Source organism: Pantoea sp. UBA5923 (assembly GCF_002431095.1).
In the GTDB taxonomy this organism is placed as follows: Bacteria; Pseudomonadota; Gammaproteobacteria; order Enterobacterales; family Enterobacteriaceae; genus Pantoea; species Pantoea piersonii.
Window position 1 is genome coordinate 1 of record NZ_DJDN01000060.1, and the last position, 12,263, is coordinate 12,263.

At 56.6% G+C, this 12,263-nt stretch carries 10 protein-coding genes and 1 pseudogene; 9 read left to right on the forward strand and 2 right to left on the reverse strand.

What is annotated here, in order from left to right; all coding sequences use genetic code 11:
* Positions 1 to 1,417, forward strand: a pseudogene (locus B3797_RS14070) (DUF2235 domain-containing protein); the annotation flags it as partial.
* Positions 1,418 to 1,683: 266 nt separating this feature from the next.
* Here the strand turns inward: B3797_RS14070 and icd are convergent.
* Positions 1,684 to 2,934, reverse strand: coding sequence for an NADP-dependent isocitrate dehydrogenase (icd, locus tag B3797_RS14075; RefSeq protein WP_311781697.1), 1,251 nt, complete (start codon positions 2,932 to 2,934; stop codon positions 1,684 to 1,686).
* A 96-nt stretch (positions 2,935 to 3,030) separates the two neighbouring features.
* Here icd and rluE point away from each other — a divergent pair, with 96 nt between their 5' ends.
* The 8 genes from rluE (at position 3,031) to B3797_RS14115 (ending at position 10,883) form a co-directional block, all read left to right on the forward strand.
* Positions 3,031 to 3,699 (forward strand): 23S rRNA pseudouridine(2457) synthase RluE, encoded by a 669-nt coding sequence (gene rluE / locus B3797_RS14080; RefSeq protein ID WP_311791406.1) that lies wholly within the window; start codon positions 3,031 to 3,033, stop codon positions 3,697 to 3,699.
* Between the two features lie 50 nt (positions 3,700 to 3,749).
* Complete coding sequence (locus B3797_RS14085) at positions 3,750 to 4,223, forward strand: NUDIX hydrolase (RefSeq protein WP_311791407.1); 474 nt, start codon at positions 3,750 to 3,752, stop codon at positions 4,221 to 4,223.
* A gap of 43 nt (positions 4,224 to 4,266) precedes the next feature.
* The gene (gene mnmA / locus B3797_RS14090) at positions 4,267 to 5,379 is read left to right on the forward strand and encodes a tRNA 2-thiouridine(34) synthase MnmA (RefSeq protein ID WP_126688737.1); all 1,113 of its coding nucleotides are present in this window, start codon (positions 4,267 to 4,269) and stop codon (positions 5,377 to 5,379) included.
* A 33-nt stretch (positions 5,380 to 5,412) separates the two neighbouring features.
* Positions 5,413 to 6,054 carry a high frequency lysogenization protein HflD gene (hflD, locus tag B3797_RS14095; RefSeq protein WP_311791408.1) on the forward strand — a complete coding sequence of 214 codons (642 nt, stop codon included), beginning with the start codon at positions 5,413 to 5,415 and terminating at the stop codon, positions 6,052 to 6,054.
* Between the two features lie 41 nt (positions 6,055 to 6,095).
* Entirely contained in the window at positions 6,096 to 7,466 is a 1,371-nt protein-coding gene (purB, locus tag B3797_RS14100; protein ID WP_120452115.1) for an adenylosuccinate lyase, read from the forward strand.
* Between the two features lie 103 nt (positions 7,467 to 7,569).
* Positions 7,570 to 8,238, forward strand: a complete 669-nt coding sequence (phoP, locus tag B3797_RS14105) for a two-component system response regulator PhoP (RefSeq protein ID WP_271152076.1) — start codon at positions 7,570 to 7,572, stop codon at positions 8,236 to 8,238.
* Entirely contained in the window at positions 8,238 to 9,698 is a 1,461-nt protein-coding gene (gene phoQ, locus B3797_RS14110; protein WP_120452111.1) for a two-component system sensor histidine kinase PhoQ, read from the forward strand. Before phoP ends, phoQ begins: the two co-directional genes overlap by 1 nt.
* Positions 9,699 to 9,755: 57 nt before the next feature.
* Entirely contained in the window at positions 9,756 to 10,883 is a 1,128-nt protein-coding gene (locus tag B3797_RS14115) for a cupin domain-containing protein (protein WP_120452109.1), read from the forward strand.
* A 96-nt stretch (positions 10,884 to 10,979) separates the two neighbouring features.
* Here the strand turns inward: B3797_RS14115 and pepT are convergent, their stop codons facing one another.
* Positions 10,980 to 12,209 (reverse strand): peptidase T, encoded by a 1,230-nt coding sequence (gene pepT, locus B3797_RS14120; RefSeq protein ID WP_311791409.1) that lies wholly within the window; start codon positions 12,207 to 12,209, stop codon positions 10,980 to 10,982.
* Positions 12,210 to 12,263: the final 54 nt, after the last annotated feature.

The window sequence follows — 12,263 nt, forward strand, 5'->3', positions numbered from 1 at the left end:
AAAAAACTGTGTTCACTTTGTTTCGTCCCATGAACAGCGGCTCTGTTTTCCTCTGGACTCAGTATGCCGGCATGACGGAACTTATCCCGCCTGTGCCAGGGAAGTTATTTATCCCGGAATGCATTCGGATATCGGGGGAGGCTATCCGCCAGGGAATCAGGGTAAAGCTAATGCTGATAATGACGGGTATTTATTATCCCAAATCATACTTCACGAAATATATTGCGCAGCGTTTAATTGTGGTGCTCCTTTAAAATTTGATACAGGCGATTTATCAAGGGGCGCGCTTAATGAAAGCTGGAGAAGGATGTCTGTAGATTCACAACAAGAGTTTTTCCTTTCCGAAAAGGCTATATTACATTTTAACGCCTGGCGCGAACTAACCTTAAATCTCTCCTCCCCGCAAAATATACCCGACGACGAGGCGGCCTTTTATAACCCCATACGCGCGTCAGTCAACGTCATCGAAGCACTGGAAGAGCAAATCGGCTGGATTACCGCATGGCGCATTGGGCGCTATGCCCAGGAAACCTATAAAAACCAGCGCTTCTACCGGGATGCCGCTGCCAACGGAATGGATAAAGACAGCGATCCCGCTGTAAGGAGGCGTTCGGAAGAGGAGCGTAACAGCAGGCAGGAAGCTGTCGAAAAAACGCGGCAGAAAATGAAAAACTCCGCTAAAAAAGGCAGCTATGTCCCCTATCCGGCCGGCGTCAAAGATTTTGATCCGGCGATGGCGCAGACGCAGCTTCGTCTGGCAGCCGAGGAGTTTCGTAACGACTACCAGCGTGCATTAACAAACCGTACGGGAAACTTTCCTTTCAGGGTCATTCAGATGGCCAGCAGCCTTGTTTATATCTTCAGCGATGACGACGTAAGCGGGGAATATAAAAAAATAAAGCTGGCCGGCAATGAGAAGTTTAACGCGCTGTTTCCAGCGGGGTCTGCTGAAAAAAATGCCTCGCAGGCCGGGGCGCAGGTCTGTGCGCTGTTTGACGACCAGGTCCATGATTCAAGAGCCTGGTTTTTATTCGGGGCATTAGAGGCCAGGGAACCCTGGGGCAGCTATTTTTTATACCGCATGATTTACTTTGGCGAGGTCATGAGCAAGAACATTACGCCGCTTGTAAAATATGGGCGGTTTGTTGAAGGACGGCTCAGGCAGTTACTGCCAGGCGCAGCGATCCTTATCGAGCGATATGAAAAAAGCGCAGGCGATCCGGGTGAAATTACCTCTGCGACAATAATCCAGAAAGTCAGCGTCATCAGTGATGCCTCAGTCATGCCTCTGGCGCTGAATAATAAGCAGCTTGCATTAACTGCTGAACCGCAGGCTGTGACAGCCCAGCGGCAAAAAGAGGAAGAGGCGGAAAGATTAGCTGAAATGCGGGCGAAGATTACTGCCCTCTGGTCATAGATAATCCCTTTATTAAGAAACTCTTTATGGAGCAAAGATGAAAAATATTATTCGTCAGGGTGACAATGCCCTCAAAAATCGCCAGCTCAAAAGCATTGAAAACGCCCGACGGATAAATATCAGCAGAGGAAAAGACAGGATAATGATTGCCGCTTAAGGCATGAATTTACAGGGTTCTGGAAAAGGATTTTGGGAAAGGATCTGGCGTATTAAAAAGCCAGCATGCCTGTAACGGCTATGCTGGCTTTAAAGTTAACTACGTTAACTTACATGTTTTCGATGATAGCGTCGCCAAACTCTGAGCATTTCAGCAGTTTAGCGCCATCCATCAGGCGCTCGAAGTCATAGGTCACGGTCTTGTTGGCGATAGCGCCTTCCATGCCTTTAACAATCAGGTCAGCCGCTTCGAACCACTGCATATGACGCAGCATCATTTCTGCTGACAGAATAACGGAACCTGGGTTCACTTTATCCTGACCAGCATATTTCGGCGCGGTACCGTGAGTCGCTTCAAACAGCGCGCATTCGTCGCCGATGTTCGCGCCCGGTGCGATACCGATGCCGCCAACCTGCGCCGCCAGGGCGTCAGAAATGTAGTCGCCGTTCAGGTTCATACAGGCGATAACGTCGTATTCCGCCGGACGCAGCAGGATCTGCTGCAGGAACGCATCGGCAATCACATCTTTAACGATGATATCTTTGCCGGTGTTCGGGTTTTTGATCTTCATCCACGGGCCGCCGTCCAGCAGCTCTGCGCCGAACTCTTCTTTCGCCAGCTGGTAGCCCCAGTCTTTGAAAGCGCCTTCGGTGAATTTCATGATGTTGCCTTTGTGCACCAGCGTCAGAGAGTCGCGGTCATTGGTGATCGCATACTCAATCGCCGCGCGCACCAGACGTTTGGTGCCCTCTTCCGAACACGGCTTCACGCCGATGCCGCAATCCTGCGGGAAGCGGATTTTCTTCACGCCCATCTCTTCGCGCAGGAACTTGATCACTTTGTCCGCTTCGGCAGAACCCGCTTTCCACTCAATACCGGCGTAGATATCTTCAGAGTTTTCACGGAAGATCACCATATCGGTCTCTTCAGGACGTTTGACCGGGCTCGGGGTGCCTTTGTAGTAGCGAACCGGACGCAGGCAAACATAGAGGTCAAGCTCCTGACGCAGCGCAACGTTCAGTGAACGGATGCCGCCGCCAACCGGCGTGGTCAGTGGGCCTTTGATAGCGACGCGATACTCTTTGATCAGGTCGAGGGTTTCCTGCGGCAGCCAGACATCCTGGCCGTAAAGCTCTACCGATTTCTCACCGGTATAGATCTCCATCCAGGAGATTTTGCGCTCGCCGTTATAGGCTTTTTTCACCGCAGCATCGACGACCTTCAGCATGACCGGAGAAACGTCAACGCCAATGCCATCACCTTCAATGTAAGGAATGATCGGGTTATTCGGCACATTGATCTTGCCCTGATCCAGGGTGATTTTCTGACCTTCCGCCGGAACAACTACTTTGCTTTCCATTAACCTCTCCTGGGCGTTTTGTTAATAAATTGTAAGATGTGACGCCATGATACTTGAATATTTACGCCGCGCCAATCTTCACCGTTTCGCGTTATAATGCGCCGATTGTCACTGACTGCAAAGCTCATGCGAAAAAGTTCTCAACAAATTCACCAGCATAAACGCTCTGACCGCGCGCCACGCGGCGCTCAGCGCAAACCGCCGCGCCCACGCGGACCGCGGCGCGTCATATTATTTAACAAACCATTCGATGTTCTGCCACAGTTTAGCGACGAGGCTGGCCGCCAGACGCTGAAGGATTTTATCCCGGTCAGCGATGTCTATGCCGCTGGTCGCCTCGACCGCGACAGCGAAGGCCTGATGGTGCTGACCAACGACGGCGCGCTACAGGCGGCGCTGACGCAGCCCGGCAAACGCACAGGTAAAATCTATTATGTTCAGGTCGAGGGCGAGCCACAGGAGGCGGAACTCGCGGCGCTGCGCAGTGGCGTTAATCTGAAAGATGGCCCTACGCTGCCCGCAGGCATAGAAAAGGTCGACGAGCCCGCCTGGCTATGGCCGCGCCAGCCGCCGATTCGCGAACGAAAAGCGATTCCGACCAGCTGGCTCAAGGTGACGCTCTATGAGGGCCGCAACCGCCAGGTAAGGCGCATGACGGCGCATATCGGCTACCCTACGCTGCGCCTTATCCGCTACGCAATGGGCGACTATCGGCTCGATACGTTAGCGCCTGGCGAGTGGCGCGAGGCAGAGACATCGGCGTAAGGCTGCTCGCTCCTTTTTCATAACGTCAGGTTAACAATCCCGGAGGATCGATGTTTAAACCTCATGTCACCGTCGCCTGTATCGTTCAGGCCGAAGGCGAACTGTTAGTAGTAGAGGAGCGAGTTAAAGGTCGCGCCACCTGGAACCAGCCCGCCGGTCATCTGGAAGCGGACGAAACGCTGCTGGAGGCGGCCCGTCGCGAGCTGCGCGAAGAGACCGGGATTGATTGCGCGCTCGACTATTTCCTCGGCGTCCAGCAGTGGATCGCGCCGGACAAGACGCCTTTTGTGCGTTTCCTGTTTGGCGTTGATCTGCCCGAAAAACTGCCCACCGCCCCGCAGGACAGCGATATCGACTGCTGCTGGTGGCGCACAGCGGAGCAGATTATCGCCGCAGATAACCTGCGTTCGCCGCTGGTCGCTGAAAGCGTCAGGCTGTGGCAACAGGGCGCGCGCTATCCGCTGCATCTGATCGCGCCGTTTCAGTGGCCGTTTCACGAGGGTGCGCGCCACGCCGACGCGTGATAGAATACGCCGCCTGTTTTTTTATCGTAATCAAGAGTGCGTCATGTCTGACAACAGCCAGAAAAAAGTGATCGTCGGTATGTCCGGCGGCGTCGATTCTTCCGTATCCGCCTGGTTACTGCAGCAGCAGGGCTATCAGGTAGAAGGCCTGTTCATGAAGAACTGGGAGGAAGACGACGGCGAGGAGTATTGTACTGCCGCGGACGATCTGGCGGATGCGCAGGCGGTCTGCGATAAACTCGGCATCAAACTGCATAAAATCAACTTTGCGGCAGAGTACTGGGACAACGTCTTCGAGCACTTCCTCGAAGAGTACAAAGCGGGCCGCACGCCCAATCCCGATATTCTCTGCAACAAAGAGATCAAATTTAAAGCCTTCCTGGAGTTTGCGGCAGAAGATCTCGGCGCGGACTACATCGCCACCGGCCACTACGTGCGCCGCGCGGACGTCGACGGCAAAAGCCAGCTGCTGCGCGGACTCGACGGCAACAAAGATCAGAGCTATTTCCTCTATACGCTGAGCCATGAACAGATCGCCCAGAGCCTGTTCCCGGTGGGCGAACTGGAGAAGCCGGAGGTGCGCCGCATCGCCGAAGAGCTCGATCTCATCACCGCGAAGAAAAAGGACTCCACCGGCATCTGCTTTATCGGCGAACGCAAATTCCGCGACTTCCTTGGCCGCTATTTACCGGCGCAGCCGGGCGTGATTGAAACCGTGGATGGCCAGGTGGTCGGCGAGCATCAGGGTCTGATGTACCATACGCTGGGCCAGCGCAAAGGCCTGGGCATCGGCGGTCTGAAAGAGAGCAATGACGATCCCTGGTACGTGGTGGATAAAGACGTCGCGCGTAATCGCCTGATCGTGGCGCAAGGCGGCGACCATCCGCGTCTGATGTCGGTGGGTCTGATCGCTCAGCAGCTGCACTGGGTCGATCGCCAGCCTGTCACCGCCCCGCTGCGCTGTACGGTGAAAACGCGCTATCGCCAGACAGATATTCCCTGCGAGATCGTGCCGCGCGGCGAAGATCGCATTGAGGTGCGTTTCGACGCGCCGGTTGCGGCGGTGACGCCGGGCCAGTCCGCCGTCTTCTACCTCGGTGAAGTCTGCCTCGGCGGCGGCATTATCGAAGAGCGGCTGCCGCTGACCGCGGATTGAGTCGGCTTTGCTGACGCGTAGACAGGAGTAACCGTGGCTAAAAATTATTACGACATCACGCTGGCGCTGGCGGGCATTTGTCAGGCCGCGCATCTGGTTCAGCAGCTGGCGCATCAGGGCCAGTGCCAGCCGGAAGCGCTCAACGTCTCGCTGCGCAGCGTGATTGATTTAAATCCCGGCTCGACGCTGGCGGTGTTCGGCAATGACGAAGCTAACCTGCGCCTTGGACTGGAAACGCTGATGGCGGTACTCAACAGCAGCAGTCGTCAGGGCATGGGCGCAGAACTGACGCGCTATACGCTGAGCATGATGGTGCTGGAGCGCAAGCTGAGCGGCAATAAAACGGCGCTGGCTACCCTGGCGCAGCGCATCGGCCAGCTCGATCGCCAGCTGGCGCACTACGAACTCGGTTCAGAAACCATCACCAGCGCCATGGCCGGCATCTACGTTGATGTTGTCAGCCCGCTTGGCCCGCGCATTCAGGTCACCGGCTCGCCCGCCGTCTTGCAAAACCCGCTGTTGCAGAGTCGCGTACGCGCGACGCTGCTGGCGGGCATTCGCGCCGCCGTACTGTGGCAGCAGGTCGGCGGCGGTCGCTTTCAACTGATGTTTTCACGCCAGCGTCTGCTGGGCGAGGCAAAAACCATTTTATCCCGGCTCTCTCCGGCTTATTAAGCCGGTAAGCCCACACTGTAAACGATTCAGGAGTTGCACTGATGGAATTATCCTCTCTGACCGCCGTCTCACCTGTCGATGGTCGTTACGGCGATAAAGTCAGCCCGCTGCGCGCCATTTTCAGCGAATACGGTTTGCTGAAGTTCCGCGTTGAGGTTGAAGTACGCTGGTTACAAAAACTGGCGGCCACCGCAGAGATCAAGGAAGTTCCTGCATTTGATGCCGACGCAAACGCTTTCCTCGACGCAATCGTTGCTAATTTCAACGAAGAGGACGCGGCGCGCATTAAAACTATCGAGCGCACCACCAACCACGACGTAAAAGCGGTCGAATATTTCCTGAAAGAGAAAGTCGAGAGCGTGCCGGCGCTGCACGCGGTGTCAGAGTTTATCCACTTCGCCTGTACCTCTGAAGACATCAACAATCTGTCGCATGCGCTGATGCTGGAAAGCGCACGCCGCGACGTGATCCTGCCCTACTGGCAGCAGATCATCGACGCGGTTAAGCGTCTGGCACACGAGTACCGCGATATTCCACTGCTGTCGCGCACCCACGGCCAGCCAGCCACGCCTTCTACCATGGGCAAAGAGATGGCGAACGTCGCTTACCGTATGGAGCGTCAGCAGCGCCAGCTGAGTAAGATTGAGATCCTGGGCAAGATCAACGGCGCGGTAGGCAACTACAACGCGCACATCGCCGCCTATCCGGAGGTGGACTGGCACCAGCTGAGCGAGCAGTTCGTCACCTCGCTGGGCATTACCTGGAACCCCTACACCACTCAGATCGAGCCGCACGACTATATCGCCGAGCTGTTTGACTGCATGGCGCGCTTCAACACCATCCTGATCGATTTCGATCGCGATATCTGGGGCTACGTGGCGCTTAACCACTTCAAACAAAAAACCATTGCGGGCGAAATCGGCTCTTCCACTATGCCGCACAAGGTCAACCCGATCGATTTCGAAAACTCCGAAGGCAACCTGGGCCTGGCGAATGCGGTAATGCAGCACCTGGCGAGCAAGCTGCCGGTCTCACGCTGGCAGCGCGACCTCACCGACTCCACGGTGCTGCGCAACCTTGGCGTCGGCGTCGGCTACGCGCTGATCGCCTATCAGGCGACGCTGAAAGGCATTTCCAAGCTGGAAGTGAACCGCGAACGTCTGCTGGACGAGCTGGATCATAACTGGGAAGTGCTGGCTGAGCCGATTCAGACCGTGATGCGCCGCTACGGTATCGAAAAGCCGTACGAGAAGCTGAAAGAGCTGACGCGCGGCAAGCGCGTCGACGCGGCCGGCATGCAGGCCTTTATCGACAGCCTTGCGCTGCCGGAAGAGGAAAAAGCGCGCCTTAAACAGATGACGCCAGCTAATTATTTAGGCCGCGCCATCCAGATGGTTGACGATCTGAAATAAGCGCGGACGCAGGCGGGCCAGTCCCGCCTGCGTTAAGCTGTTGTTTAAATGTTTTTGCGTATACTTTATCCTAACTTAAATGCTCTGAGAGTAAGGAAAAGCCATGCGTGTTTTGGTTGTGGAAGATAATGCTCTGCTGCGCCATCATCTTGCAGTTCAACTGCGTGAAATGGGCCATCAGGTAGACGCAGCAGAGGACGCAAAGGAAGCTGACTATTTTTTACAGGAGCATTTGCCGGATATCGCGCTGGTCGATCTTGGCCTGCCGGATGAAGATGGCATGTCGCTGATCCGCCGCTGGCGCAGTCAGTCGGTGCGACAGCCGATTCTGGTGCTGACCGCGCGCGAAGGCTGGCAGGCCAAAGTCGAAGCGCTGGAGGCTGGCGCCGATGACTACGTCACCAAACCTTTCCATATTGAAGAAGTGGCTGCGCGCCTGCAGGCGCTGATGCGCCGCAACAGCGGACACGCTTCGCAAATTATCGACATGGCGCCGTTTCAGGTCGATCTCTCGCGCCGCGAGCTGACTATCAATGAGCAGCCGGTGAAGCTGACCGCTTTTGAATACACCATCGTCGAAACGCTGATCCGCAACGCGGGTAAAGTGGTGAGCAAAGACTCCCTGATGCTGCAGCTCTATCCCGATGCGGAACTGCGCGAAAGCCATACTATCGACGTGCTGATGGGTCGACTGCGTAAAAAAATTCAGGCGCTGCATGCGGATGAGGTGATTACTACCGTACGCGGTCAGGGATACCGCTTCGATCTCTGATGCGCTGGTTCCAACGTTATCGTCCGCTTTCGCTACGCGCCCGCTTTTTACTGGCATGTTCAGCTATTGTGCTGTTTCTCTCCCTGTCTTACGGCATGGTGGCCGTGATCGGCTATGTGGTGAGCTTCGACAAGAACACCTATCGCGTGATGCGCGGCGAAAGCAACCTCTTCTTTACGCTGGCGCAGTGGCAAAATAACCGCCTCACTATCGCCCAGCCGGAGCGGATGACGCTCAACTTTCCAACGCTGGTATTTATTTACGATGAACACGGCAAGCTGCTGTGGCAGCAGCGTGACGTGCCGGAAATTCGCGCCAAAATCCGCCATGAGTGGCTGCTGAAGCCCGACTTTTACGAGATTGACACCAGTAACCGCACCAGCGCGATGGCGATAGGCAACGATCTCTCGGCGCAGAAGCGGCTGCACGCCATTGATAACAATAACAACGACACCTTTACCCACTCCGTCGCGGTCAACCGCTATGACGCCACCACCAACCTGCCGGCGTTGACTATTGTGGTGGTGGACTCTATTCCGCAGGAGCTACAACACTCCGACGTGGTCTGGTCATGGTTCAGCTACGTGCTGGCCGCTAACCTTATTCTGGTGATCCCGCTGCTGTGGCTGGCGGCGCACTGGAGCCTGCGCCCGATTGGACATCTCGCTACGCAGGTTCGGGAGCTGGAAACCAGCCAGCGTGAAAACCTGGAGGATTCGCCGCCGCAGGAGCTGCGCAGCCTGGTGCGCAACCTGAACCTGCTGCTGAGCAACGAGCGCCAGCGCTATACCCGCTACCGCACTACCCTCTCCGATCTGACGCACAGCCTGAAAACGCCGCTGGCGGTGCTGCAAAGCACGCTGCGTTCGCTGCGTAACGGCAAAGATATCACCATTGAGCAGGCTGAGCCGGTGATGCTGGAGCAGATCAGCCGTATTTCGCAGCAGATCGGCTACTACCTGCACCGCGCCAGCATGCACGCGGATCATAACCCGCTGCTGCGCGACCTGCATCCGGTGTCAGTGCTGCTCGACAGCCTCTGTTCGGCGCTCAACAAGGTTTATCAGCTCAAAGGGGTTGAGATTACGCTGGACGTCTCGCCGGAAGTGACCTTTATCGGCGATAAAAACGACTTTATGGAAGTGCTGGGCAACGTGCTGGACAACGCCTGTAAATATTGTCTGGAGTTTATCGAAGTGAGCGTGCGGCAGACCGATCAGACGCTGCATCTGTTTATCGACGACGACGGCCCCGGCATTCCTGAAAGCAAGCGCGACCTGGTGTTCGTACGCGGCCAGCGCGCCGATACGCTGCGTCCAGGTCAGGGTCTGGGCCTGGCGGTGGCGCTCGATATTCTGGAGCAGTATGAGGGCCAGATTATCGCTACCTCCAGCGCGCTGGGCGGCGCGCGCATGGAAGTGATCTTCAGACGTCAGGAAGTCGAACATCGCCGCGAGTAGAAAGGCGCGCAGGCTGTTATACTTGCCTGCATTTACAGCCCTGTGTGGAACTACTCTATGGATTATCAGCTCGATCTTAACTGGCCCGACTTTATTCAGCGCTACTGGCAAAAACGCCCGGTGCTGCTCAAGCGCGGTTTTAAAAACTTTATCGACCCCATTTCTCCTGACGAGCTGGCCGGGCTGGCGATGGAAAATGAGGTAGACAGCCGCCTGGTCAGCCATAACGACGGTAAATGGCAGGTCAGCCATGGTCCCTTCGAGAGCTACGATCACCTGGGCGAAAACAACTGGTCGCTGCTGGTGCAGGCGGTGAACCACTGGCATGAGCCTTCCGCAGCGCTGATGCGCCCCTTCCGCTTTTTGCCGGACTGGCGCATCGACGATCTGATGATCTCCTTTGCCGTACCGGGCGGCGGCGTTGGCCCGCATTTCGATCAGTATGACGTCTTTATTATTCAGGGCACCGGTCGTCGTCGCTGGCGCGTCGGCGAGAAAGTGCCGATGAAACAGCACTGCCCGCACCCCGATTTGCTGCAGGTTGAGCCTTTCGACGCCATCATTGATGAAGAGATGGAGCCGGGCGATATTCTCTATATTCCACCGGGATTCCCGCACGAAGGCTATTCGCTGGAGAACGCCATTAACTACTCTGTCGGCTTCCGCGCGCCCAACGGCCGCGAGCTGATCAGCGGCTTCGCCGATTATGTGCTGGCACGCGAGCTGGGCAGCTACCGCTACAGCGATCCTGAGGTGCCGGCGCGCGACTGTCCGTCGCAGATCCTGCCGCAGGAGATTGAGGGCATTCGCAAGGTAATGCTCGACGTTATCGACCAGCCGGAGCACTTTGCTAACTGGTTCGGCGAGTTTATCTCCCAGTCGCGTCACGAGCTGGACGTCGCGCCGCCGGAGCCGCCCTATCAGCCCGATGAGGTTTACGATGCGCTGCAGCAGGGCGATACGCTGACGCGTCTTGGCGGCCTGCGCGTGCTGACGATTGGCGATGCGGTTTTCGTCAACGGCGAGCGCGTTGAGTGTTCGCAGCCAGAGGTGCTGAAGGCGCTGGCGCGTCGTCAGACGCTGAGCCTGGAGGATTTCGGCGAGGCGCTGGATGACCCGTCGCTGCTGGCGCAGATCGCGGCGCTGGTAAACGCCGGTTACTGGTACTTCGGCGACGCCGAGTAATCACCCGCAGACAGCCCAGACGTGAAAGCGCGGGTAGCGTGAGCCGAAAAGCAACGCCACCCGCGCCAGCAAAACGCCTCCTGACGGAGGCGTTTTTTATGCCTTTTTCTCTGCGGCCAGTTCCGCCAGCCGCACAATCACATCCACCGCCTGCGCCATAATATTGAGCGAAGCGAACTCGTGCTTGCCGTGGTAGTTATAGCCGCCGGTAAAGATGTTTGGACAGGGCAGCCCTTTCCATGAGAGCGCAGACCCATCGGTGCCGCCGCGAATCGGCTTCACCTTCGGCTCAATGCCGCAGTCGCGCATCGCCTGCAGCGCCAGCTCGATAATATGCGGATGCGGCTCGACCTTCTCGCGCATATTGCGATAGCTGTTGCTGATCTCCACCGTTACAGAGCAGTCTTTATGCAGCCCGGCGTTGATGCGTTCAGCAATTGCCGTCAGTACCTGCTTGCGCTGCTCGAAAGAGTCGGTGTCGAAATCGCGGATAATGTACTGCAGCTCGGCGTGCTCTACCGTCCCCTTCATCTGATGCAGATGATAAAAACCTTCGTAGCCTTCGGTAAACTGCGGACGCTCTTTTGCCGGCACTTCGGCATGAAACGCCGTCGCCACATCCAGCGCGTTCACCATCACGCCTTTCGCCGAGCCGGGATGCACGTTATTGCCGACAATCTTCACCACCGCGGACGCGGCGTTAAAGTTCTCATATTCAAATTCGCCCAGATCGCTGCCGTCGATGGTATAGGCCCAGTCGGCGGCAAAACCTTCGACGTCGAAATGGGAAGTGCCGCGGCCGATCTCTTCATCCGGGGTAAAGGCGACGCGGATAGCGCCGTGAGGAATATCCCCTTTGGCGAGACGCTCCATCGCCGTCATGATCTCGGCGATGCCCGCCTTATCGTCAGCGCCGAGCAGCGTTTTGCCGTCGGTGGTGATTAAGGTATGGCCAGTCAGCTTATGCAGCACCGGAAACATCACCGGCGACAGCACTTCTTCACCCATACCGAGCGCGATATCGCCGCCGCGGTAGTTTTCGATAATCTGCGGGTTTACGTTCTTCGCCGTAAAGTCGGGCGAGGTGTCCATATGCGAGATAAAGCCGATCACCGGCGTCGGCCAGTCGACGTTAGCGGGCAGCGTGCCCATTACGCAGCAGTGATCGCTAAGCGATACGTCAATAAAACCAAGCGCAATCAGCTCTTCCTGCAGCTTGCGCGCCAGCGTCCACTGCCCTTCGCTGCTGGGCACCTGACGCGCCTGCGGTTTTGCCTGCGTCTCTACCGCCACATAACTCAAAAACCGTTCAAGTAACTGATCCATATGCCATCCTTCAAAAGAAGCCGACTATTATTATCAACAGCCGCGTCCGACGCA